Origin of the sequence: Stenotrophomonas acidaminiphila, assembly GCF_001431595.1 — a bacterium.
GTDB classification, from domain to species: domain Bacteria; phylum Pseudomonadota; class Gammaproteobacteria; order Xanthomonadales; family Xanthomonadaceae; genus Stenotrophomonas; species Stenotrophomonas acidaminiphila.
The window spans coordinates 16,352-42,747 of sequence record NZ_LDJO01000012.1; the positions used below are offsets into that span (position 1 = coordinate 16,352).

The following is a 26,396-nucleotide window of genomic DNA, read 5'->3' on the forward strand; positions in this document are numbered from 1 at the left end:
GGGGTGGTTACGCGCGGGCCGGTGAGCGTCTATGGTGCCGGGTCCGCAGCGGGTGGGTTATACATGGGACGCAGGCATTGGGTGATGGTCGTGGCGGCACTGACAGGCGGCGCGTTGGCGGCCAGCTACCTGTGGGCGCCCGGTGCGCCGGATGCGCAGGTGCCGGCGCCGACGCCGCTGGGCTGGCGTGCGCAGGTCGACCTGCTGGGGGGCGATGGCATCGAGGGCGATGCGATGGGCCCGGACCGGCGCAGCCGCTTCAGCGATCCCTGGGGCGTGGCCCTGGATGCCGGCGGCACGCTCTACGTGGCCGACGCGGGCGCCAACAACCGCATCCTGTATCGCTGGCTGGACGGTGACTTCCATGTGTTGGCCGGCGGCCGCGAGGGCTTCGCCGACGGCCGCGGTGCGGCTGCCGCGTTTCATACGCCTTCCGGGCTGGCGCTGGACCGGCACGGCAACCTGTATGTCGCCGACACCGGCAACCATGCGATCCGCAAGGTCACGCCGCGTGGCGAGGTCAGCACGCTGGCCGGCGACGGCGTGGCCGGCTTCGCCGACGGGGTCGGGCGCCAGGCGCGCTTCGATGGGCCGATGGGGGTGGCGGTGGATGCGGTCGGGCGCGTCTACGTGGCCGATACCTGGAACGACCGCATCCGCGTGATCGAGCCCGGCGGGCGGGTGTGGACGCTGGCCGGCGGCGACCGCCCCGGCTGGGCCGACGGCCAGGGCGGCGCGGCGCGGTTCGACACCCCGACCGACATCCGGCTGGCCGCCGACGGCACGCTGTGGGTGGCGGACCTGTACAACGATGCGCTGCGCACCGTGGATGCCTCGGGCCGGGTCGCCACCCGCATCGGCGGCCCCGATGGCCAGCGCGTGCTGTGGGGGCCGATGACGCTGGCGCTCACCCACGACGGCGTGGCCTACGTCGGCGAGCGCATCACCGGCCGCGTGGTGCAGGTGTCGCCGGCCGGGCATGTGGTGGCGGTGGCCGGCGACGCGCAGCGCTTCGCGCGCCCGGCGGGCATCGCACTGGCGCCCGATGGCAGCCTGCTGCTCGGCGATGCCGATGGCTACCGCATCCACCACCTGCGGCCACCGGTGGCGGGCGCGGCGGTGGCGGACGCGCCGGTCGGGCCGTCGATGGACAACCCGTTGCCGCGCAACCAGGGTCGCTGGCCGCTGGCGCCGCAGCAGGGCTGGCACGAAGTCGTGGGCACGCTGGGCGAAGTGCGCGGCAACTTCAGCGGCGAGAGCCGCCACCACCTGCACGGTGGCTTCGACGTGCGCGGCGATGTCGGCCAGACCGTGCTCGCGATCGCCGCGGCCAAGGTCAGCAGTCCGGCCGCGACCTGGAGCCTGGGCGGGCAGGCCGAGGGCCTGTCGCTGGATACCGTGGACTATATCCACATGAAGGTCGGCCGCGATCCGTCCAACCGCCCGCTCGATCCGGTGCGCTTCCAGCAGGTGCGCGACGCGGACGGGCGGCTGGTGCGGGTGCGCGTGCGTCGCGGTACCCGCTTCGATCCCGGCGATGCGCTGGGCAGCATCAACAGCCAGGCCCACGTGCACCTGGTAGTCGGTCCTTCCGGTTACGAGCGCAACGCCGTGCGGCTGGGTTTCGCCAACTACGCCGACCACGTGCCGCCGCGCATCGACGACATCGCCCTGCTCGATGCCGGTGGCCAGCGGCTGCGAGAGCGCCGCGACGGTCGCCTGCTGGTGCCGCGCGATGGCGGCGATCTGCAGCTGGTGGTCGAGGCCTGGGACCAGGTGGACGACAACCTGCCGCGCCGCCGCCTCGGCCTGTATGCGCTGGGCTACCAGATCCTGGACGCCGCGGGCCAGCCGCTGCCCGGCCACGAACAGCCGCGCATGAACATCGAGTTCAACCGCATGCCGCCGCAGTCCGAGGCGGTGAAGGTCGCCTATGCCAAAGACAGCGGCATCACCGTCCACGGCAGCGCGGTGACGCGGTTCCGCTACGTGCTCACCAACACGGTGCGCGACGGCAGCCTTGCCCGTGGCCGGCTGCAGGTCGGCGACCTGCCCGATGGCGACTACATCGTGCGGATCCTGGCGCGTGACCACAGTGGCAACGAGGCCACCACGGGCAGGGACCTGCACGTGCGCCTCCTTTCCGGCGCAACGGCCGCGGAATAGCCGGAACGGGCCGGGATGGCCGGGGATGTGGGTCCCGGTCCTGCCCCTGCCTGCGATCTGGCGTGCGGTCTGTCGTCCGGGCGTGGGGCCGGTTCGCGGCAAAAAAAGACCCCGGCCATGCGGCCGGGGTCCAGTGCGTCTCCACGTTGCAGAGCGCTTTTACAACGGCTGCGCCGTCAGAAGTTGTACGACGCCGAGAACATCACGTAGCGCGGCTCCTGCAGGGCGATCGGCACCATGTAGGTATTGGATACCGTGTAGGGGCCTTCTTCCGAAGTCACGTCCACCTGCAGCGGCGTCTGGCTGTTCAGCGCGTTGAACACCTGCAGGCTCAACGCCAGCTTGTCGTCCAGGAATGCCGGCCTGTAGGTGACGGCCAGGTCGACGTTGCGCATCCACGGGTTACGCTTGTCGCCCGGCTTGGCGATGCTGCCCAGGCAGGTGTGGTACGCGGCATCGTAGGAGATCGGGTCGGCTTCGCTGGTACCTTCGTTGATCGAGCCGTCCGGGTTGTAATAGCCCAGACAGCTGATCGGGCCACCGGACATGATCCGGACGTTGCCGCTGACCATCCACTCCGGCGTGATCGAGTAGCTGCCGTACATCTTGATCTGGTGGCGGCGGTCATTGGCCAGGTAGCCATCGGCGAAGCGCATCATCTCCGGCGCGTCCCAGTCCTGGGTCTTGGAGATGTTGGTCTGGCCGAACTCGGACTTCACCTGGCCCTCGTTGTTGCCCTGGCTCTTGCTGTAGGTGTAGTTCAGCCGGCCTTCCCACGTGCCGTCATACGGATGCTCGACGTACAGGTCCAGCGCCTTGTAGGTACGCTTGACACCTTGTTCGAAGCCCCAGTCCTGCGAGCTCATGCGAATCTCGGTGCGCCCGGAGCCATCCACGTTCTTGAGGCTGAAGGTGTTGGTGCCGCCCGGGTTGAACATGTAGCAGCTGGCGATTTCCACCGAATCGGGATTGATGCCGCTGGCGACCAGCTTGTCGACGATCTTGTCCGAATAGCAGACGTCGTCGATCGAAGACTTCAGGTCGCGATAGGTGAGCTTGGCACCCACCACCCAGCTGTCGTTCAGCATCTTGTCGACGCCCAGGATGAACTCATCCTGGTACATGTTCTTCATGTCCTTCGGGGCGAATGCAAGTACGTCGATGGGCTGGCCATACTCACCGTTGGAAGACACCGGGCCAGGTGCAGGTGCGCCGCCGACGCCCGGTACTTCGGTCATGCCGGTCGGGAGGCCGTTGGCGCCGATACCGGTATAGGTGTAGTACTGCCAGGTGTAGGTGGAGGCAGACGCGCCACGGATGGCGACGTTGTTGGGCATGGCCAGGAAGTAGCGGCCGGCGTTGCCGAACAGCTTCAGCGATGCATCGCCCAGCACATCCCAGCTGAAGCCCAGGCGTGGCGCCCACTGGTTCTTGGCGTCCATGTAGGTCTGGCCGCTGTCGTTCTTGTTCTTGAACTCGTCATTGCGCAGGCCCAGCGAAACCATCAGGTTCGGGGTGACCTGCCAACGGTCTTCCAGGTACCAGGCCTTCTGGTCCAGCGACATGCTGGTGTTGTTGAAGTACTTCAGCTGGCGCACGTAGTAACCCTCGCCGCCAGGTGCACCGACTCCCAGGCCCGCGGAGATGTTCGCGCTTGGGTCGGACGCCTTCTTGTATTCCCAGTACTCGGCGACCTGCGAGGTGCCTTCGTTGTCGGCCTTGAACTTGATGTTGTCCACGCCCACGCTGAGGGTATGGTTGCCGACCACCCATTCCAGGTCGGCGCGCAGGCCGGTGGTCTTGTCGCGACCATCGATGGACTGGTAACCGCCCTGGGTGTTCTTGACTTCGTTGCCGCCGTTGGCCGCCGGGTTCTGGTATTTGGAACCGACGATGTAAGGCACGTCGGGCAGGATCATCGGATTGATCTGGCGGTTGGTGAAATCACTGGTGCCGTAGGTGGCATTCAGTGTCAGGCTGTCGGTCAGGTAGCTGGTGTACTTCAGGATGCGGTAGTCGGTGTCCTTCTGGATCGGGGTCGGCACCGTGTCCAGCCTGCCACCCTCGGTGAAGGCGTCCAGGTCATAGTCGTAGTAACTGCCGCTGTAGTGGTTGTTCTGCTGGAACCAGGTGGCTTCCAGAAGATTGTTGTCGTTGATGTTCCAGTCCAGCTTGACGTAATACTTGGTGTTGTCGTCCTTGGCATGAACCGAGCGCGCGCTGCCCAGTTTGTTGGGGGTGGTGACGCTGTTGCCGTCGTACCACTCGCCGCCGGCAAAGAAGAACAGCCGGTCCTGGATGATCGGGCCGCCGACATAGGCGTTGTAGCGGGTGGACCCGGATTCGTTGCCCTTGCCACGCTGGTATTTGGTGCCGGCCAGATCCGGGTCGGCGTAGCCCCACTGGCACTTCTCGTCCGCCTCTTCGCCGCAGGTCGAGGGCAGGTTGGGATTGGAGTTGAACTGGGACAGGTCGATATTCGGCAGGTACAGGTCCTTGCTGTCGTCGCGCAGCGACTTGGGCGCCCAGTCGATCTGGCCGCCGAACTCCCAGTCGTTGCTGCCACGCTTGCCGACCTGGTTGATGACGCCGCCATCGGAGCGGCCGTACTTGGCGCTGTAGCCGCCGGTGTAGGTCTCCTGCTGGGCGACGGCCACGAAGGGCAGCCCCGACCCGCCCAGGTTGGAGAGCGGCTCGCCGGTGAAGTAGCCGTTGACGTAATAGGCGTTTTCGGAGGCGCCTGCGCCGCCGAATGAAACCAGGCCCTTGAGTGCCGAATAGCCCGCCGCGCCACTGACCGCGCCGGGAGCCAGCATCGCGATGGCTTCGGCGGTACGACCGATCGGCAGGCGTTCCAGCTGTTCGGCGGTGATCACCGTGCGGGTGTCGACCGCCGTCAGGTCGATCGCGGCGGCAGCAGTGGCACGCACATTGACCGTCTCCAGGGTGGAGGCTTCACCGCCCGCGCTGACGAAGGAGGCATCGGTGCCGGCGCCCACGATCACGGAGACATCGCGGCTGGCAATGGCCTGGCCATCGCGCTGGACGGTGACCTTGTAGTTGCCGATGGGCAGCGAGCCGATGTTGTAGCGCCCGTCCGCGCCGACCTGGACGGTACGGCTGAAGCCACTGTTGTTGGTTACCAGTACGGTGGTGGTGCCGGATGCCGCGGGAACGGTGCCGTAGATGCCGCCGGTGGTGCTCTGTGCATAGGCGCCGCCGGCAATGCACACGCTCAGTGCCGCGCTCAAGGCAGCGCGTTGGATCGTCTTGCGTTTGACCATTTCTCTCTCCAGTGGAAGTCCTTGGCGGGGAACCGGAAAATGAACAAGAGCCGAATGCCAAGTGAACTGACAATAACCCTCGATTGGCCAAAAGTTAACGGTTTGGAAGTCGTTTCGAATGCAAGTTAATTTTTTTCCTTATTTTTCATGAATTTGGGTTTGTATCGATCTTAATTTATGTGACTTTTGTCACTGTTCATTTTTCTCGAAATCCTGCCCGAAAGGCTTGACAGAAGGCCGGGCGTGAAGCCGCCACCAAGGCCCGGCATCCCTCGGCGGCGGCCTCTGGCCCCGGCTACCCCAGCCGTACCCGCTCGGCCTGCAGATCCTCCACCTCGCGCACTTCGATGCTGCCGTAGGCCGCCCACGGGAACTGCCGGGCGATGCGCATGGCCTCCCCGGCGTCGGCGGCTTCGATCAGGTTGAAGCCGGCCAGGATCTCGCGGGTCTCGGCGAAGGGGCCGTCGGTGACCCGCGCCTGGCCGCCGCGGGTGCGCAGAGTGCGCGCGCTGGCCGGCGGCTGCAGTTTATGCGACATCAGCAAGGTGCCCTGCGCCTGCAGGGCGTCGGCGTGCACCAGGCAGTGGCGCATCTGCGCGTCGTACTCCTGTTGTGGCAGCGACTGCAGCAACTCCGGGTCGATGTAGATCAGCAGCAGGAATTTCATGGCAGGGGCCGATTGGAATGGGGGCCCATGATGGCGCAGGGCGGGGGCGCGGCAATCATTAACGCGTTCATGAAAAAGGCCGGCGGCGTTGTCGATCCTGCCGGCGCCGGTTCGTCGTACCAGGTGTGAAGCGGATCGTCCGGTCCGCAACCGTGGAAGGCAGTGCGATGAAAGTGATGGTGATCGTGAAGGCGACGGCGGATACCGAGGCCGGGGTGATGCCCACCGAGGCCGAGCTTGCGGCGATGGGCGCCTACAACGAGCGGCTGGTGGAGGCCGGGATCATGCTGGCGGGCGAGGGCCTGCACCCCAGCCGGCGCGGCGCGCGGGTGCGCTTCGACGGCGCGCGGCGCCAGCTCATCGATGGCCCGTTCGCCGAGACCCGGGAACTGATCGCCGGCTTCTGGCTGTGGCAGGTCCGCTCCATGGACGAGGCGGTGGAGTGGCTCGCACGCGCGCCGTTCGATGCCGACGGCACCGCACCGGTGGAGGTGGAGATCCGCCCGGTGTTCGAGGCCGAGGACTTCGGCGAGGCCTTCACTCCGGAACTGCGCGCGCAGGAGCAACGTCTGCGCGACCGCATCGAACGCAACGACTGATCCGACACCGAGGACACATGCGATGAAACTGATTCCTTTCCTGGGCTTCAACGGCGACACCCACGAGGCGATGGCGTTCTACGCCAGGGCACTGGGCGGCAAGGTGGTATCGGAGATGAAGTACGCCGACATGCCCGCCGGTCCCGACATGGAGGGCGACGCCTGCGGCGGATACAGCCCGCGGCCGGAGCACGTCGCCCACTGCCAGGTGGAGGCCGGCGGCGCGATCCTGATGGCCGCCGACGGCCCGCCTGCCCAGGGGCCGTGCGCCACCACCATCAACGTCGACGTGGACAGTGTCGAGGAAGCCGAACGCGTGTTCGCCGCGCTGGCCGAAGGAGGCCAGGTGCAGATGCCGTTGGCCGAGACGTTCTGGGCCCGGCGCTGGGGCATGCTGGTGGACCGCTACGGCAAGCCGTGGATGGTCAACTGCATGAAGCCGATGGACGGGGGCCACTGACGATGGCGGCGCCACAGATGATCTTCGTCAACCTGCCGGTACGCGACCTGGACGCGTCCAAGGCGTTCTTCACCGCGCTCGGCTATGCCTTCAATCCGCGCTTCACCAACCAGGACGCGGCGTGCATGGTCATCAGCGACACCATCTACGTGATGTTGCTGGTGGAGCCGTTCTTCCGCGGCTTCACGCCCAGGCCGCTGTGCGATGCGCGCAGCCACACCGAGGTCATCACCTGCCTGTCGGCACCCAGCCGCGCCGCGGTGGACGCGCTGCTGGACAAGGCGCTGGCCGCCGGCGCGGACGAGCCGATGCCGGCGCGTGACTACGGCTTCATGTACCAGCGTGGCTTCCAGGACCTGGACGGCCACCTGTGGGAAATCGCCCACATGGACGGCGAACCCGGCTGAACCCCCGGCGGCCGCGGGCCCGCGGTCGCCCCGCCCGTTCATTGCATGCAGGAGACAGCGATGCGTTATGTCGATGGTTTCGTGATACCGGTGCCGCAGGAGCGGCTCGCCGAGTACCGGCGCATGGCGCGCCTGGGCAGCAAGGTGTGGAAGGAGCATGGCGCACTGGCCTATCTGGAAGCGGTGGCCGATGACGTCAAGCCGGGCAGGCACACCTCGTTCCCGCAGGCGGTCAAGCTCAAGCCCGGCGAAGTGGTGGTCTTCGCCTACATCGTCTACCGCTCGCGCGCGCACCGCGACCGGGTCAACGCCAGGGCGATGGCCGATCCGCGCCTGGCAGGCATGAACGCCGGCAATGTCCCGTTCGACGGCAAGCGCATGTTCTGGGGTGGGTTCAAGGCCTTCGTCGACGCGTGACCGGCGGTGCGCTTGCGCCCCCGCCGATGCAATGCTGTGATCGCGGGCGGATGGACACCCGCGAAATCCAGCGCAGGCTCGATACGGTGTGGCGCATGGAGTCGCCGCGCCTGATCGCGCGCCTGGCGCGGATGCTGGGCGACCTGGACAGTGCCGAGGAACTGGCCCAGGACGCGCTGGTCGCCGCGCTCGAGCACTGGCCGCGGCAGGGCGTGCCCGACAACCCCGGCGCGTGGCTGATGACCACCGCCCAGCGCCGGGCGATCGACCTGCTGCGCCAGCGCCGCCTGCACGCCGGGAAGCAGGCGGCGATGGCGCGCGAGCCGGACCACCAGGGGAGCGTCGTGCGCGACCACGAGCGCGAAGTGGAAGACGCCATCGGCGACGACCTGCTGCGGCTGTTGTTCGTCGCCTGCCACCCGGTACTGCCGGCCGACGCGCGGGTGGCGCTGACCCTGCGCCTGCTGTGCGGCCTGAGCACGGCCGAGATCGCGCGTGCGTTCCTGCTGCCGGAACCGACCATCGCCCAGCGCATCGTCCGCGCCAAGCGCACCCTGGCCGAGCGCGGCATCCCGTTCGAGGTGCCGCGGCGACGGGCGCTGCCGCAGCGGCTGCGGTCGGTGCTGGAAGTGGTCTACCTGGTCTTCAACGAAGGCTACGCCGCCAGCCACGGCGAGGACTGGATGCGCCCGGCGCTGTACGAGGAGGCGCTGCGCCTGGGTCGGGTGCTGGCGGCGTTGCTGCCGGCTTCGGCGCCGGTGCTGGGGTTGCTGGCGCTGATGGAACTGCAGGCGTCACGGATGGGTGCGCGCACCGATGCGCAGGGCGCGGCGGTGCTGTTGATGGAGCAGGACCGCAGCCGCTGGGACTGGCTGCAGATCGGCCGTGGCCAGGCGTTGCTGGAGAAGGCGCTGGCGCTGGGCGGCGGGGACGATGCCTATGTGCTGCAGGCGGCCATCGCCGCCTGCCATGCGCGGGCACGCCGCGCCGACCGGACCGACTGGGCCGGCATCGCGCAGCTGTATGCGCGGCTGGCGCGGGTCATGCCGTCGCCGGTGGTCGAACTCAACCGCGCCGTGGCGGTGGCCCGCGCGCAGGGGCCGCAGGCCGCCTGGCCGCTGCTCGAGGCCCTGCAGCAGGACGGCCGGCTGGATGACTATGCGCCGCTGCAGGCGGTACGTGGCGACCTGCTCGAGCACCTGGGCCGGCGCGACGAGGCGCGCAGCGCATTCGAGCGTGCCGCCGAGCTGAGCGGCAACGCCCGCGAACGCCAGGCGCTGCGCGCCCGCGCGGCAGACCTGTAGCCGCCGTGCGGTGCCGCGCCCGCCGGTGGCCGGCCGTGCCGGAACCGGCCGTTGCCCATGCGTTACGGCACTGCCCGGGTGGCCGTGGCGCTGGCTACACTCCACCGGTTGTTCGACCCACTGGAGATGGATGTGAAGCGAATCGTGATCAGCCTGCTGGCGATGTCGGTATCCACCGCATTGATGGCCGCCCCGCCCAAGTTCGACGGCGCGCGGATTTCCGCCGATGTGAAGGAGCTGGCCTCCGACGCCTATGAGGGCCGTTCGCCGGCCACCGCCGGCGAGGAAAAGACCATCGCCTACCTGAGCCGCCAGTTCGCCGACGCCGGCCTGCAGCCCGGTGGCGACCTGAAGGACGGCAAGCGCGTGTGGACCCAGGCGGTGCCGCTGCTCAAGGGCGACATCGTCGGCAACCCGCAGCTGGCAGTGTCCAGCAAGGGCACGCCGCAGGCGCTGACCCAGGGCCAGGAGATCGCCGTGCGCGCGGCGATGAACGGCGACAGCGCGGTGGCGATCAAGGACGCGCCGCTGGTGTTCGTCGGCTATGGCGTGAAGGCCCCGGAGCGCAACTGGGACGACTTCAAGGGCGTGGACCTGAAGGGCAAGATCGCGGTGGTGCTGATCAACGACCCGGACTTCGAGAGCGGAGTCGGCGATTTCGATGGCAAGGGCATGACCTATTACGGCCGCTGGACCTACAAGTACGAGGAAGGCGCGCGCCAGGGTGCGGCGGGCGTGCTGATCGTGCACGAGACCGCGCCGGCCTCCTATGGCTGGGCGACGGTGGCCGGTTCCAATACCAACACCATGTTCGACGTGGTGCGCGACAACCCGGCCGCGGCGCACCCGCCGCTGGAAGGCTGGATCCAGCGCGACCTGGCGGTGGACCTGTTCAAGCGCGCCGGCCTGGACTTCGAGGCGCTGAAGAAGCAGGCGCAGTCGCGCGACTTCCGCCCGGTGGAACTGAAGGGCGAGACGTTCTCGGCCGACTACGCGGTCAAGACCGAGGTCATCACCTCGCACAACGTGGTCGCGCGCCTGGAAGGCAGCAGCCACCCGGACGAGACCGTGCTCTATTCGGCGCACTGGGACCATATCGGCGTCGGCGAGCCGGACGCGCGCGGCGACCGCATCTTCAACGGCGCGCTGGACAACGCCAGCGGCACCGCGGCGCTGCTGGAGCTGGCCCGCGGCTTCGCCAAGGCGCCGCGCCCGCAGCGTTCGGTGGTGTTCCTGGCGGTCACCGCCGAGGAAAAGGGCCTGCTGGGCTCCGAGTACTACGCCAGCCACCCGCTGTATCCGCTGGGCAAGACCGTCGCGCTGATCAACATGGACGGCATGGCGCCGTTCGGGCCGTCGCGTGATTTCGGCATCTACGGCTCGGCGCGTTTCGAGCTGCTGGACCAGCTCAAGGACGTGGCCAGGGGCTGGGACATCCGCTACACCCCGGACCCGAAGCCCGAGGCCGGCCTGTTCTTCCGCTCCGACCACTTCCCGTTCGCCAAGCGCGGCGTGCCGGCGCTGTCGTATTCGGCCGGGCAGGACTGGATCGACGGCGGCGTGGCGGCCGGCAAGAAGGCCGCCGACGACTACACCGCCAGGCGCTACCACCAGCAGGGCGACGAATGGCAGCCCGACTGGACCTTCGCCGGCGCAGCGCGCGACCTGGAAGTGGTGTACACGCTCGGCGAACAGCTGGCCAACTCCCGGGCCTGGCCGAACTGGAGCGCGGGCGAGCCGTTCCGCGCCACCCGCGACGCCAGCGCCGACCAGCGTCGCTGAGCATCGCCGGCAGCGCCCTTCGTGCCGGGAACGGCGCGGAGGCTCCGCGGACGCCGCCCATGATGGGCGGCGTCCGTCGTTTGCGGCGCCCGTTTCCGGCCGCGGCCGGCGGCCTTCGTCGCCCGGATCGCGGGTTTCGTCGCATGCCGCTTGTCTGCCGCGGCCCAGCGCCTATGCTCGCCAGCACTGTCCAGCCGGGAACGCCGCGATGATCGCCAGCCTGTGGTTCTGCCTCCGCATCCTGCTGGCCTGGGTGCTGGCGCTGGTGGCGCTGGCCATCGTCTGGGGGCATCTGTTCGGTGGCCCGGGCACGGTGTTCGCGCTGCTGGTGATCGGCGCGCTGGCGATGGCCGCGGTCAACATCGCCAGCCACCTGCGCCGGGTCAAGCTGGTGGCCGGGCGGCTGGACCACGACAGCCTGTCCAGCCGCCTGCAGCGCCGGATCGAACTGCCGTTCGACGCCGCGCAGGCCTTCGCCCTGGTCGAATCGGTGGTCGCCGGGCTGCCGCGGGTGGTGGACGTGGAAAGCTCGCCCGCCAGCCTGCAGGTACGGGCCCGGATCGCGCGCTCGGACCCGGGCAAGGCGCCGCCGCCGTCGCGCTGGAACCCGCTGGCATGGCTGGCGGTGCGGCACGACCGGGTCTCGGCCACGGTCACCCCGGGGCAGGGCACGAGCAGTGTGACGCTGTTGTTCGAGCCCGATGCCGGTGCCTGGGTGGACCTGCTGCTGGCCGACGAGGGCAGCAACCGCGAGAACGCCGAAGCGGTCAGCCGCGCGATGAGCCAGCGCGTGGCCGAGCAGCGCCGCGACGAGCGCGAATCGGCCGCGCGCGCCGAGGCCGAGAAGGAGCTGAGCGTGGCGCGCCTGAACCTGCTGCACGCGCAGGTCGAGCCCCACTTCCTGTACAACACCCTGGCCAACGCGCAGGTGCTGACCCGCACCGATCCCGAACGTGCCGAGCGCATGCTCGGTCATCTCATCCAGTACCTGCGCAGCTCGCTGCCCGGCATCGACCAGTCGTTGTCGACCCTGGGGCAGGAGCTGGAACGGGTGCAGGCCTACCTGGAGATCCTGCGCATCCGCATGGGCGCGCGGCTGGTGGTGCGGATCGACGTGCCCGATTCCCTGCAGGACGTCGCGCTGCCGTCGATGGCGCTGCAGACCCTGGTGGAAAACGCGATCAAGCACGGGCTGGAGCCCAAGCCCGGCGGCGGCACGATCTGGGTGCTCGCGCGCGAGAGCGATGGCCAGGTCCACCTCACCGTCGCCGACGACGGCCAGGGCGTGGGCGGCAGCAGCGGCGGTACCGGCATCGGCCTGAAGAACCTGCGCGAACGCCTGCGCCTGAGCTGCGGGCCGCAGGCCGGCTTCGCCCTGGTATCCAACTTCCCCAGCGGCGCGGCGGCCACCATCACCCTGCCGCGCAGGCCGCCCGCGGCGCGGGCCGCGCCGGTCGCCGCCACCCACGTGCCGGAGCTGCCCCATGCAACTTGATGCCCTGGTCGCCGAGGACGAACCGCTGCTGCGCCAGGCGCTGGTCGCGCAACTGCGGCGGCTGTGGCCGGAACTGCGGATCGTCGCCGAGTGCGAGGATGGCGCCGCCGCGCTGGAAATGCTGGAAACGCTGCGGCCGGACCTGGCCTTCCTCGACATCCGCATGCCCGGCGTCACCGGTATCGATGTCGCCCGCGCGCTGGAGACGCTCAGTCCGCGCACCCAGGCGGTGTTCATCACCGCCTACGACCAGTACGCGATCGATGCGTTCGAGCGCGGCGCGGTCGATTACCTGCTCAAGCCGGTGGCCGACGAGCGCCTGCTGGCCACCCGCCAGCGGGTGCTCGCGCGGGTGCAGGCCGGGGCACCGGACCGGCAGCTGCTTGACCAGCTGCTGGACCAGCTGGCGCGGCGTCCGGCCGTTGCCGGCGCCGTGCCGCCGCCGGCCTGGATCACCGCCAGCAACGGCCGCGAGACCCGGCTGGTGATGCTGGAGGACGTGCTGTATTTCCGCGCCGACAGCAAGTACACCGCGGTGGTCACCGCCGACGAGGAACTGCTTTTGCGCAGTTCGCTGCGCGAACTGGCGCAGGTGCTGGACCCGCAGTGTTTCCGCCAGGTGCACCGTTCCAGCATCGTCAACATGAAGGCGGTGGCCGCGGTGAGCCGCGACGACAGCGGGCGCGGCGTACTGCGGCTGAAGAACCGCAGCGAGACGCTGGTGGTCAGCCAACCGTTCATGAGCCTGTTCCGCGGCATGTGAGTCCCTGCCTGCGGGCGTACAAGGAGAAGTGCCATGCAGTACCTGACTTTCCTGCTCGGCAGCCTGATGGCGATGCTGGGCTACCGCGAACCGCAGGGGCACACGTCGATCGTGCGTGTCAGCGGCGAACAGGCCGTGCTCAGCCGCACCACGGTGTCCGGCGACCACGCCCGCTTCCAGTGCCTGCAGAGCGAAAGCGGCAACTGCTTCTACCGGCTCTACCGCGAGCACTGCCGTGAACAGCCCGGCGGCGAACTATGCCAGCGCCAGGCGCTTGGCGATTTCAGCCTGGTGGTCGGCGGCGTGCGCGACGTGCAGGGGTTGCCGGCCGGCTTCGGCCAGCAGGTGCGCGCGCGCAATGCGCAACGCCGCGACTGAGCGCGGCGTTGCGGGAGCGATGCGGCGGCAGCGGGATCAGAACGCCGGTTGCAGGCGCAGCCCGTCGTCGCCGATGTGGTTGAGCTTGCCGACCAGTTCCGAATGCTGCCGCATGCGGCCCAGCTCGCGCATGATGCGGATGTCCTCGTGGCGCAGTTCGCGCCGGGACGCCACCGCCTGCTTGTAGTCGAGCACTTCGGGGTAGTGCCGGGCCATCTCCAGCGCTTCGGCCACGGTTTCCACGCTGTCGGCGTCGGAGCTGATCCGCGCGCGGCTGTTGAAAGCCTTCATCCAGCGCTCGAAGCCGGCGGTATGGTCGAACATGTTGGCCATGAACCAGATCACGAACAGGATCGACACCCACGAGCCGAACACGATCACCACGCGGGTGAAGGTGATATGGAAATCGTCGCGCCACAGGTAGTTGGTGATCAGCCCGAGGATCAGCAGCGACGCCGCCTGCCAGAGCACGATGGACGCCATCAGCCACTGGCACTTGGCCTTGGCAAGTACCGCCACCTCGTCGCGTATCTGTTCGTCGCTGAGGTTCTTCCAGTGCGCGACCTGCTTCTCGAACGGACTGCGGTACAGCTCATTGTCCTGCAGCAACAAACCCAAACCCTTGAACAACGCGATCATGTGGAGCTCCTTGCAGATACTGGCTGGAACGAGCGACGGATACGGCGTGGAACGATCTGGCGGTTCCAGTTCTAGCACTTTCATGCGGCTTGGCAATGGGCGCGATGCGACGACGCCTGCGCGGCGGCGTTGCCGGGCGCCTGCATGGCCCCGGCTTTTTGCGGCGCGTCATCGTGCAAGTGGCGGAATCAGAAATCGAAAGCGCATCGGCATGCTGCGGGCGCACATGGCCTGGACGGTGGCCGGCGGCCAACCCGGGGGCGCCGCGCCCGGCTGCGCGCCGCCGCGGCCGCGGCCGGCGTGCGCGGCCGTTCCACTACGATATCCGCATGTCGTTCCTGTCCGCCCCCGTGTCATCGGCCGTCACCGCGCAGATCCGGCGCTGGGTGCTCGATGCCTTCCCGCGCGACCGCAGCGGCATCGATTACGACGCGCCGCCGGGCGACCCGGGCTGGTTCGGCCCCGACAGCGTGACCTGGCGCATCCACTCCGAATTCCCGGGCATGCTCGCCGGCGGCCTGTGCGCGCTGATGCTGCAGTTGCTGCACCCGCGCGCGCTGACCGGCGTCTACGACCATTCCAACTTCCGCCAGGACCTGGTCGGGCGCCTGCGCCGCACCACCGCGTTCGTGGCCGGCACCAGCTACGCGCCGGCGGCGGAGGTGGAAGCACTGGTCGGGCGGGTGCGGCGGATCCACGCGCGCGTGGCCGGCACCCTGCCCGATGGCCGCGCCTATGCCGCCGACGATCCGGAACTGCTCACCTGGGTGCATGTCACCGAAGCCTACGGCTTCCTCGAGGGCTGCCGCCGCTACTGCCGCGACGTGCCCGAGGCCATCGCCGACCGCTACTACGACGAGTACCGGCGCGTGGCCGAGGCGCTGGGCGCGCGTGCGGTACCGGCGAGCCAGGCACAGGTGCGCGCGTACTTCGCCGCACGGCAGCCGCAACTGCACATGGACGCGCGTTCGCGCGAGGTGCTGGCGGTGCTCGAGGGCGTGCGCCTGCCGGTACCGTTGCCCGGGGCATCGCGCGACCTGTTCCTGGCCGCGGGCGCGGCATTGTTGCCGGACTGGGCACCGCCGCTGCTCGGCCGTGACCGCCGCGGCCAGCGCCTGCGTGCGGCGCTCGCCGCACGCCTGCTGCGCGGGTCGGCGCCCTTGTTCCGCGCCGCGCTGGGCGACGGCATCGCCGCACGCGCCTGCCAGCGCATGGGACGCGACCCGCAGTCACTGCTGCACTGGCCAGCGTGACCGGCCAAGCCCGGGGTCAGGGTCGGATCGCCACCCGCACGACCCGGCTCCGACCCCGTGCTGCGCCTGCCAACCAGCGCCGCGTTACCAGACCTTGACCCGCTTGTCCGGCGCCAGGTACAGGGCCTGGCCTTCCTTGACCCCGAATGCCGGATACCACGCATCGAGATTGCGCACGGTCAGCGTGCGGAACTGGCCCGGCGCATGCACGTTGGTCAGCAGCGAATTGCGCAGTGCCTGCTCGCGCATCTTGCTGCGCCAGGCCTGGGCGAAGCCGAGGAAGAAGCGCTGGTCCGGGGTGAAGCCTTCCAGGTCCTGCGCCGGCTTGCCCTGCTGCGCCATGCGGTAGGCATCATGGGCGGTCGCCAGCCCGGCCACGTCGGCGATGTTCTCGCCCAGGGTCAGGCGGCCATTGACGTGCACGCCCGGGAACGGCGCGTAGCTGCTGAACTGCGCGGCCAGCGCGTCGCCGGCGGCGTTGAACTGCTTCAGGTCTTCGGCCGTCCACCAGTTGTGCAGCCTGCCGGTCTCGTCGAACAACGCGCCGGCGTTGTCGAAGCCATGGCTGATCTCGTGGCCGATCACCGCGCCGATGGCGCCGTAGTTCACCGCATCGTCGGCCGCCGGGTCGAAGAACGGCGGCTGCAGGATCGCGGCCGGGAACACCAGGCGGTTTTCCAGCGGCACGTTCATGGCATTGATGGTCTGCGGCAGCATCGCCCATTCGCCGCGGTCGACCGGCTGGCCGAGCTTGGCGATGTTGCGCCGGTACTCGAACAGCGCCGCGCGCTGCGCGTTGCCCAGCGCGTCGTCGCGCTTCACCTCGAGTGCGCCGTAGTCGCGCCATTTGTCCGGGTAGCCCATGCCGACCTTGAGCCCGGCCACCTTGGCCTGTGCGTGCGCCTTGGTCTGCGGCGACATCCATTCAAGCGCATCGATGCGCTTGGCGAAAGCGGCGATGATGTTCCGGGCCATCTCGTCCGCGCGTGCCTTGGTGGCAGCGTCGAAATGGCGCTCGACGTAAAGCTTGCCGACCGCCTCGCCGATGGCGTTGTTGGTCTCGCTGACCGCGCGCTTCCAGCGCTCGCTCTGCTGCGGGGTGCCGCTCATCGCGGTGCCGTGGAAGGCGAAGTGCGCATCGGCGAACGCCTTGGGCAGGTACGGTGCGGCCTCGTCCAGGGCGTGGAAGGCCAGGTATTCCTTCCATGTGTCCAGCGGCTCGCTGGCGACCAGTTTCGACAACCCGGCCACCGCCCGGGGCTGCCAGACGATGAAGTCCTGCTGCGCCGACAGCCCGGCCGCATCCAGGAACGCCGCCCAGTCCATGCCCGGTGCCTTCGCCGCCAGATCGGACTGTTTCCAGGCATTGGCGCCCTTCTCCACGTCGTTGGTCTCCTCCTGGGTGGCATGCGCGCGCGCGATCCTGGTTTCCAGCGCGACGATGCGCGCGGCCTTGGCCGCGGCGGCGCTGTCGCCGGACAATTCCAGCAGCCGGGCGACATAGCCCTCGTAGGCCGTGCGCAGTTCGGCCATGCGCCCGCCCTCCAGGTAGAAGTCGCGGTCGGGCATGCCCAGTCCGCCCTGCACCAGGTAGGGCACGTTGCGGTCCGGCTGCAGCAGGTCCACCGACACCCAGACGCCGAACAGGTGCGGGGTGTAGAAGTTGGTGGCATTGAGCAGGTCGACGTCGGCACGCAGGCTGGCGCCCAGGGTCCGTGCCAGCGCCTGCCGGTCGGCGATGGCTGCGATGGCCTGCAGCTGTGGCTGCACCGGTGCCACGCCGCGCGCCTCGATGCCTGCTTCGTCCATGAACGCGGCGTAGTAGTCGCCGATCCTGCGCGCATCGCCGTCGCTGGCGCGGGTGGCTTCCTCCAGGATCGCGCGGGTATCGCCCAGGGTCTTCTCGTAGATGATGTTGAAGCTGCCGAAGCTGGAACGGTCGGCCGGGATCCCGGTGCGCTGCACCCACTGGCCGTTGGCGAAGTCGAAGAAGTTGTCGCCGGCGGCCACGCTGCGGTCCATGCCGGAGACGTCGAAGCCGAAGCTGCCCAGCTGCGCCCTGGCCACGGCAGCCGGCGCGGCGGTGGCTGCCGTGGTCTGTTCGGCGGGCGCCTTGTCGCCGCCGCAGCCGCTCAGCGACAGCGCGGACCCGAGAGCGAGTGCGAGGATCGAACGTTGCAGGGCCATGCTGGCTCCGGATTCTGGGATGGAGTGCGCAGTCTAGTGCCACGCCTGCGATGTCGCCTTGCCGATTCGGGTACTTGTCGCGTGCCAAGTCTTCCCGTCGGGGGCGTTTGTACTGCATGCTGTCGAACGGACATCGATAGCGGCTTCCGTGGGAGGACGGTCGTCGCATTGCGTGCGTGCGGCGCAGCGCCATTGAAGCGGCTGGCCGCGGGCGGCCGGCGGTTTCCGATGGCACGGCGGACAACGAACGAGACCATGCACGCAGAGCGAATGCTGACGCAGGGAAGATGCCGGTGCCCCGGGGCATGAGCCAGCCCCTGCGCCAGGTCGCCGTGTTCGGCGCCGTGATCGCGCTGCTGCTGGCGGCGACCCTGGCGATCATGTTGTGGAACGACCGCGGCAGCCGCCTGCAGGCCGCGCAGCGCCAGAGCATGGCGCTGGCGACCGGCAGCGACCGCCTGCTGCGGGCGGAACTGACCACCATGGAACGTGCGCTGCGTGGCGCCGCCCGCGACGGCCGCGAGTACTACCGGCAGGTACCTGAGCGCGCGCCGGCGCTGCTGGCCGCCAGCGTGCGCGGCACGCTCGAACGCAATACCGACCTGGCCGCGATCACCGTGGTCGACGACGCCGGCATGCCGCTGTTCGAAGGCCGCGGCGATCCGACGCTCGCGCAGTGGGTGGTGCCGGAGAACCGCGTACTGGCCGGCGAGCTGTACGTGGGTGGGCTGGAGGCGCTTCCCGGTGGCGGCATGGTGCTGTTGACCGCGGTGCCGGTACAGCCGGGCCAGTGGCTGCTGGCACGGGTGCGCCTGGCGGTGTTCCAGCGGGTGGTCAGTGGCCTGGATACCGGCCGCAGCGGCGTGGTCTCGATCAGCAGCCGCCAGGGCGCGCTGCTGGCGCACAGCCTGGATCCATCGGCGGTGGAGCGGCCGTTGCCGCGCCCGATACGCCCGCTGCCCGGGGCCGACCAGGTGCAGGCGCTGGGGGTGACGACCAGCCAGATGGACGGCGTGCGCCGCGTCGTCGCGGTGAGCGCGCCGCGCGATTACCCGCTGATCCTGTTCGCCGGCCTGTCCTATGACGAGGTCATGGCACCGTGGCGTACGTATTTCTATGTCGCCTGCGGCATCTACCTGCTGTACCTGTGCGGGTTCGCGTATCTGTACGGCAGCATGCGCCGTGGTGCGCAGCGCCAGGCGCGGCTGGCCGACGAGCTGCGCGCCGGCGCGGCGGAACTGGCGCTGGCGCACCAGGTCGGCAAGGTGGGGACATGGTCGATCGACCGCAAGGACGGCATCCTGCACTGGTCGGCGCTGACCCGGCGGATGTTCGCGTTGCCGGTACGGCATGCGCGGCTGGAAGAGTTCTACGACCACGTGCACGAGGAAGACCGCCCGTGGCTGCGCGAGCAGGTCCGGCAGGCGACGGAGGCCGGGCGTGCGGTGAACGCGCTGTTCCGCCTGGTGCTGCACGACGGCTCGGTGCGCTGGCTGTCGGCGCGGGGCGAGCGCGTACAGGAGCTGGGGCCGCATCCGCGCATGACCGGTGCGGTCACCGACATCACCGAGCGGGTGCGCAGCGAAGCCCGCGTGCAGCGTGCCGAGCACCAGTTCCGCCTGGTGTTCGACCGTAATCCCGCGCCGTTCTGGATCTTCGACCTGGACACGCTGCAGTTCCTGGAAGTGAACCAGGCCGCGATCGATCAGTACGGTTACAGCCGCGAGGAATTCCTCGCCATGAGCATCCTCGACATACGCCCGGAGGAGGCCAGGGAGGAAATCCAGCGCACGCTGGAGGAGTCCCGGGACGGCAGTTCGCCGGCACCGCAGGTGCGCGTGCACCGGCGTCGCGACGGCAGTCGGTTCGAGGTGCTGGCGCACCTGGCGCGGCTGGAGTTCGATGGTCGCCCGGCCTGCCTGGTGCTGGCCGAGGACGTCAGCCAGCGGCTGGCCTACGAGCGCGACCTGGCCTGGCGTGCCAGCCACCACCCCGGCACCGGCCTGCTGACGATCGAAGCGCTGGCCGAGCGGCTGGACGCCGGCGGTGCCGGCTACACCATCCTGCATGCGCAACTGCGCGGGCTGCAGATGGTCACCGACACGCTGGGCCGCGAAGCCGGCGACGAGGTCCTGCAGGCGATGGTTGCCCGGCTCGATACGCTGGGCGCGCGCTACGGCCTGCTTGCGTACCAGCCGGCCGAGGATTTCGTGCTGGCGGTGGCCGACGGACACGATCCGCAACAGGCACTGGAGGCGCTGCGCGAGGCGGTGTCCGAACCGGTGCGCGGCCGCGACTCCTTCCACCAGCTGGAACCGCGCATCGGCGTGGCCGGCAACCCTGGCGATGGCGCGAGTGCCGACCTGGTATTGGGACGCGCGGCGCAGGCGGCCCATGCCGCCCGCGAGAACGGGGTGGTCGTGCTGCGCTTCGATCACGCGCTGGCACAGCGCCACGCCGACCGCCTGCAACTGGCCGGGCGCATCCACCTGGCCATCGAACGCGACGAGTTCGAACTGTATTTCCAGCCGATCCGGCATGCCGTCGATGGTTCGCCGGCGCTGCTGGAAGCGCTGCTGCGCTGGCCGCAGCCCGACGGCAGCTTCATCCCCCCGTCGGACTTCATCCAGCTGTGCGAGGACACCGGCCAGATCATCGCGCTGGGGCGCTGGGTGATCCGTGCGGCCGCGCGCGCCGGACGCGTGCTGGCCGACAACGGCTGGGCCGGGCTGCCGATCGCGGTCAACGTCTCGGCGGTGCAGCTGTTCAACAGCGACCTGGTCGGCGAGTTCACCCACGCCGCCGCCGAGCACGGGCTGCCGCGGGGCGCGCTGCAGATGGAGCTGACCGAGAGCAGCCTGATGCGCAATCCGGCGCAGGCGATGCAGGTGCTGGAGAGCCTGAGTGCCCATGGCATCGCGGTGGCCCTGGACGACTTCGGTACCGGCTTTTCCAGCATGTCCTACCTGCAGCACCTGGCGCTGGATTCGCTGAAGATCGACCGCGCGTTCGTCGCCGACGTGGAACGCAACCCGCGCAATGCCGCCATCTGCCGCGCGCTGTTGTCGCTGGGGCACAGCATGGGGTTGGTGGTGATCGCCGAGGGCGTGGAGACCGAAGGCCAGCTCGACTGGCTGGTGGCGCACGGCTGCGACCAGGTGCAGGGTTATCTGCTGGGCCGGCCGATGCCGTTGCGCGATCTGCTGGCGCTGCTGGCCCTGGTGCCCGACTCAGCGTGAGCCCGGGCCGGCCGCGTCCGTGCCGAGCCGTTCCACCAGGTAGTCGATGAAGCTGCGTACCTTCGGCGCCAGGTGGCTGCGGCTGGCGTAGAGCGCATGGATGCCGACCGGCGGCAGTTGCCAGTCCGGCAGCACCGTGACCAGGCGGCCATCGGCCAGGGCCTGGCCGACGATGAAATCCGGCTGCGCGATGATGCCCATGCCGGCGATGGCCGCCTCGCGCAGTACCTCGCCGTTGTTGGCGCGCATGCGCGCGACCACCGGCACGCTCGCTTCGCCCTGCGGCCCCTGCAGGTGCCAGCTGTCGCCCCCTGCCCAGTAGCTGTAGGCCAGGCACGCGTGTCGCGACAGGTCGTCCGGGCGCTCCGGGGTGCCATGCCGCGCCAGGTAGGCCGGTGCGGCGCACAGCACGATCGCTGCTTCGGCCAGGCGCCGTGCGATCAGCGAGGGCGCCGGCTGGCGGGTGATGCGGATCGCCAGGTCGAAGCCTTCCTCGACCATGTCCACCTGCCGGTCGGACAGCGACAGGTCCAGTTCCACCTGCGGGTGGCGCTCGGCATAGCCGGGCAGCAGCGGCGCCAGGCGGGCGATGCCATAGCTGACCGGCGCATTGATCCGCAGCCGGCCCGAAGGCTGCAGCGCCTGCGCACCGACCGAGGCCTCGAGCGCGTCGAACTCGGCCAGCAGCTGCACGCAGCGCTGGTAGTAGGCGGCGCCGATGCTGGTCGGGCTGACCCGCCGCGTGGTGCGGTTGAGCAGGCGCGCGGACAGGCGCCTTTCCAGTGCGGCGACCTGCCGGGTGACGGCGGCGGTGGACAGGTCCAGGGCCTGGGCGGCGGCGCTGAAACCATTGCGCTCGACCACCGCGACGAACACCCGCATGGCATCGATGGTGTCCATTGTTTCCGCTTTGGCAATAAAACGTTGATGCCGAGGTTATTTGTTGCCCGGTGCCACGGCAATAACCTGTGTGGCATCGCATCCTCCCCTGGAGTCCCCCATGCCATCGACATCGCTGCCGTCCCTGTACATCTCCCATGGATCGCCGATGACCGCGCTGCAGCCCGGCGCGGTGGGGCCGCGCCTGGCCGAACTGGCTGCCGCGCTGCCGCGCCCGCGGGCCATCGTGATGGCCTCGGCGCACTGGCTGGGCCGCACGCCCACGGTATCGGCGGCGGAGCGGCCGCGGACCATCCACGATTTCGGCGGCTTTCCCGAGGCGCTGTACCAGCTGCAGTACCCGGCGCCGGGTGCGCCGGAACTGGCGCAGGACGTGGCGGCGCGGCTGGCCGCGGCCGGGCTGTCGCCGGTGATCGACCCGCAGCGCGGGCTCGACCACGGCGCCTGGGTGCCTCTGCGCTTCCTTTACCCGCAGGCCGACATCCCGGTGCTGCAGCTGTCGATCCAGCCGGCGCTGGGGCCCGCGCACCAGTGGGCGATGGGCCGTGCGCTGGCGCCGCTGCGCGGCGACGGCGTGCTGCTGGTCGGCTCGGGAAGCATCACCCACAACCTGCACGACTGGCACCACTACGCGCAGGGCGGACAGGCGCCGTACGTCCTTCCGTTCATCCAGTGGGTGGAGCAGAAACTGCACGCCGACGACGTGCCGGCGCTGCTGGACTACCGCCGGCAGGCGCCGTTCGCCGAACAGGCGCACCCCACCGACGAGCACCTGCTGCCGCTGCATTTCGCCATGGGCGCGGCCGGCACCGACCGGCTCGGCGCACGCCGCATCGATGCCGGCATCGACATGGGCTTCCTGGCGATGGACATCTACCGCTTCGACGGCGCGGCATAGGTCCGGACCTTCCTCCACGGATGGCCGCCGCCCCCATCGGCGGCGGCGCGTGCCTGTGATAGTTTTTCCGCGTTGTTCAACCTGTCGCTGCCATGGTGGCGACTTCGTGGAGAGGCATGCACACGATCGAAGTCGTTCTGGCGATGCTGGTGGCGGTGGTCGCCAGCGGCTACCTGGTGAGGATTCTGCCGTTCTCGCTGCCGCTGCCATTGGTGCAGATCGGCCTGGGCGCCCTGATCGCCGGCGTGTTCAAGCGCGGCCATGCGCTCGAGCCGGACATGTTCTTCCTGCTGTTCCTGCCGCCGCTGCTGTTCCTCGACGGCTGGCGCATTCCCAAGCAGGGCCTGTTCCGCGACAAGGGTGCGATCCTGGAGCTGGCATTCGGCCTGGTGGTGTTCACCGTGGTCGGCGCCGGGCTGCTGATCCACTGGCTGATCCCGGCCATGCCGCTGGCGGTGGCATTCGCGCTGGCGGCGATCGTCTCGCCCACCGATCCGGTCGCGGTGGGCGCCATCGCCTCGCGGGTGCCGATTCCCAAGCGGTTGATGCACATCCTGGAAGGCGAGTCGCTGCTCAACGACGCGTCCGGCCTGGTCTGCTTCCGCTTCGCGGTGGCCGCGGTGATGACCGGCAGTTTCTCGCTGGCGCAGGCCTCGCTGACCTTCCTGTGGGTGGCCCTTGCCGGCCTGGGCATCGGCGTGGCGGTGACCCTGGGCGTGTCCACCTTCCAGCGCTGGCTGTGGCGCAGCTTCGGCGAGGAGCCGGGCGCGGCGCTGCTGGTCAACTTGCTGATCCCCTTCGCCGCCTACCTGCTGGCCGAAGAGTTCAACGCCTCCGGCATCCTTGCCGCGGTGGCCGCCGGCATCACCATGAGCTACGTCGAGCTGACCGGCCGCATCAGCGGCAGCATGCGCGTGCAGCGCACGGCGGTGTGGAGCACCGTGCAGTTCAGCTTCAACGGCATCATCTTCGTGCTGCTCGGCGAACAGCTGCCGGGCATCGTCCAGCGCGCGATGGACACCATCGCGGTCACCGGGCACAGCGACTGGTGGTGGCTGGCGATCTACGTGGTGGCGATCAACGCGATGCTGGTGGTGCTGCGCCTGGTATGGGTATGGCTGTCGCTGCGCTGGAACCTGCTGCGCGCGCGCTGGCGTGGCGAGGAGCGTGCGAACCAGACCTCGTGGCGGGTGGTGCTGGCGATGTCGGTGGCCGGCGTGCGCGGCGCCATCACCCTGGCCGGCGTGCTGACCCTGCCGCTGATGGTGCCCGGCGGCGAGCCGTTCCCGGCACGCGACCTGGTGATCTTCCTGGCCGCGTCGGTGATCCTGGTGTCGCTGCTCGGGGCCAGCCTGCTGCTGCCGCGGCTGCTGCGCGGGCTGGAGCTGCCCAGGGACGACGACAGCCGGCGGGTGGAGGACCTGGCCCGCAAGCTCTCGTCCAAGGCCGCGCTGGCCGCGGTGGAGAAGACCCGCCAGCAGCTGGTGGAAGGCCAGACCACCACCAACGTGCAGCTCTACAACGATGCCGCCGCGCGGGTCAGCCTGCTGTACCAACGCAACCTGGAGAAAGGGCAGGGCCCGGACGAGGACCCGGAGATGGTGCGGCGCATGGAGCAGGCCTACCGCAGCCTGCGCACGGCCGGACTCACCGCCGAGCGCGAGGAACTGTTCCGCCTGACCCGGCATGGCCAGATACCCGACGAGGTCGCGCGCAAGCTGATCCGCAACCTGGACCTGCTGGAAAGCCGGCAGCGGGACTGAGCCGGCGCCGCCGGCAGCGTCCGGCGGCGTACACGGTGGAGGCGCCCGCGCGGGGCGCCGCCGGCGTTACTTGTTCAGTTCGAGGAAATACGGCTCGACCGAGCCGGTGATCTTCAGCGTCATCGGGTTGCCGCGGCGGTCGCGGGCCTTGCCCGCCTGCACGCGGATCCAGCCTTCGCTGACCGAGTACTCCTCCACGTCATCGCGCTCGATGCCGTTGAAGCGCACGCCGACGCCGCGTTCGAGCGCGGCCGGGTCGTGGAACGGGCTGGTGGGGTTGACCGCCAGGCGGTCGGGAGGGGTATCGCTCATGTCTGTGTTCGTTGACGGCCACCGTGGCCCTCTTCATGGGCACAAGGATAACCGCTGCCGCTTCCGCTGCCGTGCGCGTGGCGGCAGAATGCGCGCCATCACGCAGTGGAGAGCCGCCATGCCCGACAACAGTGCCGATTACGAAGATTCCGACGAACTGCTGCCGACCTTCGACGAGGACGACCATCCGGCGCGGGTGTGGAACCTGCTGTGGCTGGTCAATCCCGGCGACGAGGAGGCCGCGCTGCAGCAGTTCGATGCCTGGCGCGAAGCGCGTGCCGGTGCCGAGCACGACAGCGGCGACGAGCAGTGGCTGTGGGACCTGAAGGACGCGATCGACTGGCGCTCCGGCTTCTACGTGGACTGGAAGGACATCGATTCGTTCGTGGCCGCGATCGACGAGCTGGCCGCGCGCTGGAACCTGCGCATCGACTGGGGTGGCGACCTGGACGACGAGGATTTCGCCCAGGATCTCGACGTGCCGGCACTGATGACCACCGCGCACGACCGCCTGCGCGAGCATGGCTATACGGTGTGGAACTGGAACACGGGGGGCGACGGCTACGCCGGCTGGATCGCGCTCAGCCGCGACGACGAGGCGATGCTGGCGCTGTGCTCGCTGCTGGGCGTGGAAGTACGGCCGGGCAGCGATCCGTTCTGAGCCAGGCCGCGGGCGCGGCAGGCGCGGTCACAGCGGTTGGTACTGGGCGCGGGCGTTGGCGATGACCCGCCGCACAAGGGCGCGGTCGGCATGCCGCGAGATCGCCACCGCGCCCAGCGCGATGGCGGTGTCGCGCAGCGCCGCCGGCACGTCGTAGTGCGCGCCGCTGCGGCGGTTCTGGAACGCCCGCCGCGGAATCCCGAGCTGCTGCGCCATGGCGTGCAGCTCGGGCAGGGTGTCGGCCAGCAGATGCGCCCAGCGCTCGCCGCGCCAGGGGTGTACCGCATCGTCGATATAGACCGTCACCGCCGCGCCATCGCTCAGGCCTGCGGCTTGTCGGCGGCGTCGGCCGCAGCGTCGCCGGTGCCGGCGTCCTGCGCGTCATCGCCGCCGGCCACGGCCGCGGCTTCCTCGCCTTCGACGCCCTCGAACTCGGCGACCAGGCCGGCCAGGTAGTCGTCGGCACTCTTGCCTTCGGCCGCGGCGCTGGCGTCGATCAGCTGCTGCAGCTGCTCCGAGTACTCCAGCGCGACCTTGCGGCCTTCCTTCTCCTGCACGTTGGCCAGGTGCTTGAGCATGGCCAGCATCGGCACCGGGTTGTCGGCGTTGCCCATGGTCTGGCCGCCGACGGACAGCAGCCACTGCCGCCCCTGCAGGCCGATGGCGGCGACCACCTGGCCCTCTTCGTTCACCAGCACGGCGTGGTTCTGCACCTGCTGCTGCGCGTCCAAGCGCAGGAACGGGCGGCGGGGCTGCTGCTTCTTGCGCTTGTCGCGCTTGGCTTTGGACTGCTTGGACATGATCGTTCGACAAAAGGAAACG

23 protein-coding genes are annotated in these 26,396 nt (G+C 69.4%); 15 read left to right on the forward strand and 8 right to left on the reverse strand.

Going from position 1 to position 26,396, the window contains the following annotated elements; translation table 11 throughout:
- Positions 1 to 63: 63 nt before the first annotated feature.
- On the forward strand, positions 64 to 2,166 hold the full coding sequence (locus ABB33_RS02745; protein ID WP_056931059.1) for an NHL repeat-containing protein: 2,103 nt from the start codon (positions 64 to 66) through the stop codon (positions 2,164 to 2,166).
- A 176-nt stretch (positions 2,167 to 2,342) separates the two neighbouring features.
- Here ABB33_RS02745 and ABB33_RS02750 read toward each other — a convergent pair whose 3' ends face one another.
- Together ABB33_RS02750 and ABB33_RS02755 are read right to left on the reverse strand one after the other, a co-directional pair.
- Positions 2,343 to 5,450: a TonB-dependent receptor gene (locus ABB33_RS02750; protein ID WP_056931060.1), complete on the reverse strand. Its 3,108-nt coding sequence runs from the start codon at positions 5,448 to 5,450 to the stop codon at positions 2,343 to 2,345.
- Between the two features lie 295 nt (positions 5,451 to 5,745).
- On the reverse strand, positions 5,746 to 6,117 hold the full coding sequence (locus ABB33_RS02755; protein ID WP_056931061.1) for a YciI family protein: 372 nt from the start codon (positions 6,115 to 6,117) through the stop codon (positions 5,746 to 5,748).
- Positions 6,118 to 6,284: 167 nt separating this feature from the next.
- Between ABB33_RS02755 and ABB33_RS02760 the strand changes: the two genes are divergently transcribed.
- The 9 genes from ABB33_RS02760 to ABB33_RS02800 all read left to right on the forward strand — a co-directional run bounded on the left by ABB33_RS02760 (position 6,285) and on the right by ABB33_RS02800 (position 13,722).
- Positions 6,285 to 6,716 carry a YciI family protein gene (locus ABB33_RS02760; RefSeq protein WP_056931111.1) on the forward strand — a complete coding sequence of 144 codons (432 nt, stop codon included), beginning with the start codon at positions 6,285 to 6,287 and terminating at the stop codon, positions 6,714 to 6,716.
- A 22-nt stretch (positions 6,717 to 6,738) separates the two neighbouring features.
- A complete protein-coding gene (locus tag ABB33_RS02765) occupies positions 6,739 to 7,176 on the forward strand; it encodes a VOC family protein (protein WP_054661850.1) in 438 nt (145 codons plus the stop codon).
- Between the two features lie 17 nt (positions 7,177 to 7,193).
- Entirely contained in the window at positions 7,194 to 7,583 is a 390-nt protein-coding gene (locus ABB33_RS02770; protein WP_380610034.1) for a VOC family protein, read from the forward strand.
- A 60-nt stretch (positions 7,584 to 7,643) separates the two neighbouring features.
- Complete coding sequence (locus tag ABB33_RS02775; protein WP_054661853.1) at positions 7,644 to 8,000, forward strand: DUF1428 domain-containing protein; 357 nt, start codon at positions 7,644 to 7,646, stop codon at positions 7,998 to 8,000.
- 50 nt (positions 8,001 to 8,050) lie between these two features.
- Complete coding sequence (locus ABB33_RS02780) at positions 8,051 to 9,304, forward strand: RNA polymerase sigma factor (protein ID WP_056931062.1); 1,254 nt, start codon at positions 8,051 to 8,053, stop codon at positions 9,302 to 9,304.
- 126 nt (positions 9,305 to 9,430) lie between these two features.
- Positions 9,431 to 11,086 (forward strand): M28 family metallopeptidase, encoded by a 1,656-nt coding sequence (locus ABB33_RS02785; protein WP_380610050.1) that lies wholly within the window; start codon positions 9,431 to 9,433, stop codon positions 11,084 to 11,086.
- Between the two features lie 208 nt (positions 11,087 to 11,294).
- Positions 11,295 to 12,581: a histidine kinase gene (locus tag ABB33_RS02790; RefSeq protein WP_056931063.1), complete on the forward strand. Its 1,287-nt coding sequence runs from the start codon at positions 11,295 to 11,297 to the stop codon at positions 12,579 to 12,581.
- On the forward strand, positions 12,571 to 13,344 hold the full coding sequence (locus ABB33_RS02795) for a LytR/AlgR family response regulator transcription factor (protein ID WP_056931064.1): 774 nt from the start codon (positions 12,571 to 12,573) through the stop codon (positions 13,342 to 13,344). The genes ABB33_RS02790 and ABB33_RS02795 overlap by 11 nt, the downstream gene beginning before the upstream one ends.
- A 33-nt stretch (positions 13,345 to 13,377) precedes the next feature.
- The gene (locus tag ABB33_RS02800; RefSeq protein WP_054661865.1) at positions 13,378 to 13,722 is read left to right on the forward strand and encodes a hypothetical protein; all 345 of its coding nucleotides are present in this window, start codon (positions 13,378 to 13,380) and stop codon (positions 13,720 to 13,722) included.
- 36 nt (positions 13,723 to 13,758) lie between these two features.
- Here the strand turns inward: ABB33_RS02800 and ABB33_RS02805 are convergent, their stop codons facing one another.
- On the reverse strand, positions 13,759 to 14,361 hold the full coding sequence (locus ABB33_RS02805) for a hypothetical protein (protein WP_054661868.1): 603 nt from the start codon (positions 14,359 to 14,361) through the stop codon (positions 13,759 to 13,761).
- Between the two features lie 329 nt (positions 14,362 to 14,690).
- Here ABB33_RS02805 and ABB33_RS02810 point away from each other — a divergent pair, with 329 nt between their 5' ends.
- Complete coding sequence (locus ABB33_RS02810; RefSeq protein ID WP_056931065.1) at positions 14,691 to 15,614, forward strand: oxygenase MpaB family protein; 924 nt, start codon at positions 14,691 to 14,693, stop codon at positions 15,612 to 15,614.
- An 84-nt stretch (positions 15,615 to 15,698) separates the two neighbouring features.
- On the opposite strand, the gene ABB33_RS02815 is transcribed toward ABB33_RS02810, so the two are convergent.
- Positions 15,699 to 17,801: a M13 family metallopeptidase gene (locus ABB33_RS02815; RefSeq protein ID WP_056931066.1), complete on the reverse strand. Its 2,103-nt coding sequence runs from the start codon at positions 17,799 to 17,801 to the stop codon at positions 15,699 to 15,701.
- A gap of 305 nt (positions 17,802 to 18,106) precedes the next feature.
- Between ABB33_RS02815 and ABB33_RS02820 the strand changes: the two genes are divergently transcribed.
- Positions 18,107 to 21,040, forward strand: a complete 2,934-nt coding sequence (locus ABB33_RS02820; protein WP_225546674.1) for a bifunctional diguanylate cyclase/phosphodiesterase — start codon at positions 18,107 to 18,109, stop codon at positions 21,038 to 21,040.
- On the opposite strand, the gene ABB33_RS02825 is transcribed toward ABB33_RS02820, so the two are convergent.
- The gene (locus ABB33_RS02825; protein ID WP_056931067.1) at positions 21,032 to 21,940 is read right to left on the reverse strand and encodes a LysR family transcriptional regulator; all 909 of its coding nucleotides are present in this window, start codon (positions 21,938 to 21,940) and stop codon (positions 21,032 to 21,034) included. The genes ABB33_RS02820 and ABB33_RS02825 overlap by 9 nt on opposite strands.
- Positions 21,941 to 22,040: 100 nt before the next feature.
- On the opposite strand from ABB33_RS02825, the gene ABB33_RS02830 reads away from it, so the two are divergent.
- Both ABB33_RS02830 and ABB33_RS02835 read left to right on the forward strand, forming a co-directional pair.
- Complete coding sequence (locus ABB33_RS02830; protein WP_056931068.1) at positions 22,041 to 22,838, forward strand: DODA-type extradiol aromatic ring-opening family dioxygenase; 798 nt, start codon at positions 22,041 to 22,043, stop codon at positions 22,836 to 22,838.
- A gap of 116 nt (positions 22,839 to 22,954) precedes the next feature.
- Entirely contained in the window at positions 22,955 to 24,601 is a 1,647-nt protein-coding gene (locus tag ABB33_RS02835) for a Na+/H+ antiporter (RefSeq protein ID WP_056931069.1), read from the forward strand.
- A 66-nt stretch (positions 24,602 to 24,667) separates the two neighbouring features.
- Here ABB33_RS02835 and ABB33_RS02840 read toward each other — a convergent pair whose 3' ends face one another.
- Positions 24,668 to 24,913 (reverse strand): DUF3297 family protein, encoded by a 246-nt coding sequence (locus tag ABB33_RS02840; protein ID WP_054661887.1) that lies wholly within the window; start codon positions 24,911 to 24,913, stop codon positions 24,668 to 24,670.
- A 118-nt stretch (positions 24,914 to 25,031) separates the two neighbouring features.
- Between ABB33_RS02840 and ABB33_RS02845 the strand changes: the two genes are divergently transcribed.
- Positions 25,032 to 25,574 (forward strand): DUF6630 family protein, encoded by a 543-nt coding sequence (locus ABB33_RS02845; RefSeq protein ID WP_054661890.1) that lies wholly within the window; start codon positions 25,032 to 25,034, stop codon positions 25,572 to 25,574.
- 27 nt (positions 25,575 to 25,601) lie between these two features.
- Here the strand turns inward: ABB33_RS02845 and ABB33_RS02850 are convergent, their stop codons facing one another.
- Together ABB33_RS02850 and ABB33_RS02855 are read right to left on the reverse strand one after the other, a co-directional pair.
- On the reverse strand, positions 25,602 to 25,880 hold the full coding sequence (locus ABB33_RS02850) for a DUF4031 domain-containing protein (protein ID WP_054661893.1): 279 nt from the start codon (positions 25,878 to 25,880) through the stop codon (positions 25,602 to 25,604).
- A 14-nt stretch (positions 25,881 to 25,894) separates the two neighbouring features.
- The gene (locus ABB33_RS02855; protein ID WP_056931070.1) at positions 25,895 to 26,374 is read right to left on the reverse strand and encodes a hypothetical protein; all 480 of its coding nucleotides are present in this window, start codon (positions 26,372 to 26,374) and stop codon (positions 25,895 to 25,897) included.
- Positions 26,375 to 26,396 lie beyond the last annotated feature (22 nt).

What these genes read in the sequence shown, in the direction of transcription:
- ABB33_RS02855 (WP_056931070.1), bottom strand. Translation starts at nt 26,374, where the DNA reads ATGTCCAAGCAGTCCAAAGCCAAGCGCGACAAGCGCAAGAAGCAGCAG.
- ABB33_RS02840 (WP_054661887.1), bottom strand. Translation starts at nt 24,913, where the DNA reads ATGAGCGATACCCCTCCCGACCGCCTGGCGGTCAACCCCACCAGCCCG.
- ABB33_RS02825 (WP_056931067.1), bottom strand. Translation starts at nt 21,940, where the DNA reads ATGGACACCATCGATGCCATGCGGGTGTTCGTCGCGGTGGTCGAGCGC.
- ABB33_RS02800 (WP_054661865.1), top strand. Translation starts at nt 13,378, where the DNA reads ATGCAGTACCTGACTTTCCTGCTCGGCAGCCTGATGGCGATGCTGGGC.
- ABB33_RS02795 (WP_056931064.1), top strand. Translation starts at nt 12,571, where the DNA reads ATGCAACTTGATGCCCTGGTCGCCGAGGACGAACCGCTGCTGCGCCAG.
- ABB33_RS02770 (WP_380610034.1), top strand. Translation starts at nt 7,194, where the DNA reads ATGATCTTCGTCAACCTGCCGGTACGCGACCTGGACGCGTCCAAGGCG.
- ABB33_RS02810 (WP_056931065.1), top strand. Translation starts at nt 14,691, where the DNA reads ATGTCGTTCCTGTCCGCCCCCGTGTCATCGGCCGTCACCGCGCAGATC.
- ABB33_RS02765 (WP_054661850.1), top strand. Translation starts at nt 6,739, where the DNA reads ATGAAACTGATTCCTTTCCTGGGCTTCAACGGCGACACCCACGAGGCG.
- ABB33_RS02785 (WP_380610050.1), top strand. Translation starts at nt 9,431, where the DNA reads ATGGATGTGAAGCGAATCGTGATCAGCCTGCTGGCGATGTCGGTATCC.
- ABB33_RS02745 (WP_056931059.1), top strand. Translation starts at nt 64, where the DNA reads ATGGGACGCAGGCATTGGGTGATGGTCGTGGCGGCACTGACAGGCGGC.
- ABB33_RS02790 (WP_056931063.1), top strand. Translation starts at nt 11,295, where the DNA reads ATGATCGCCAGCCTGTGGTTCTGCCTCCGCATCCTGCTGGCCTGGGTG.
- ABB33_RS02820 (WP_225546674.1), top strand. Translation starts at nt 18,107, where the DNA reads ATGAGCCAGCCCCTGCGCCAGGTCGCCGTGTTCGGCGCCGTGATCGCG.
- ABB33_RS02775 (WP_054661853.1), top strand. Translation starts at nt 7,644, where the DNA reads ATGCGTTATGTCGATGGTTTCGTGATACCGGTGCCGCAGGAGCGGCTC.
- ABB33_RS02755 (WP_056931061.1), bottom strand. Translation starts at nt 6,117, where the DNA reads ATGAAATTCCTGCTGCTGATCTACATCGACCCGGAGTTGCTGCAGTCG.
- ABB33_RS02750 (WP_056931060.1), bottom strand. Translation starts at nt 5,450, where the DNA reads ATGGTCAAACGCAAGACGATCCAACGCGCTGCCTTGAGCGCGGCACTG.
- ABB33_RS02845 (WP_054661890.1), top strand. Translation starts at nt 25,032, where the DNA reads ATGCCCGACAACAGTGCCGATTACGAAGATTCCGACGAACTGCTGCCG.
- ABB33_RS02830 (WP_056931068.1), top strand. Translation starts at nt 22,041, where the DNA reads ATGCCATCGACATCGCTGCCGTCCCTGTACATCTCCCATGGATCGCCG.
- ABB33_RS02835 (WP_056931069.1), top strand. Translation starts at nt 22,955, where the DNA reads ATGCACACGATCGAAGTCGTTCTGGCGATGCTGGTGGCGGTGGTCGCC.
- ABB33_RS02780 (WP_056931062.1), top strand. Translation starts at nt 8,051, where the DNA reads ATGGACACCCGCGAAATCCAGCGCAGGCTCGATACGGTGTGGCGCATG.
- ABB33_RS02815 (WP_056931066.1), bottom strand. Translation starts at nt 17,801, where the DNA reads ATGGCCCTGCAACGTTCGATCCTCGCACTCGCTCTCGGGTCCGCGCTG.
- ABB33_RS02805 (WP_054661868.1), bottom strand. Translation starts at nt 14,361, where the DNA reads ATGATCGCGTTGTTCAAGGGTTTGGGTTTGTTGCTGCAGGACAATGAG.
- ABB33_RS02760 (WP_056931111.1), top strand. Translation starts at nt 6,285, where the DNA reads ATGAAAGTGATGGTGATCGTGAAGGCGACGGCGGATACCGAGGCCGGG.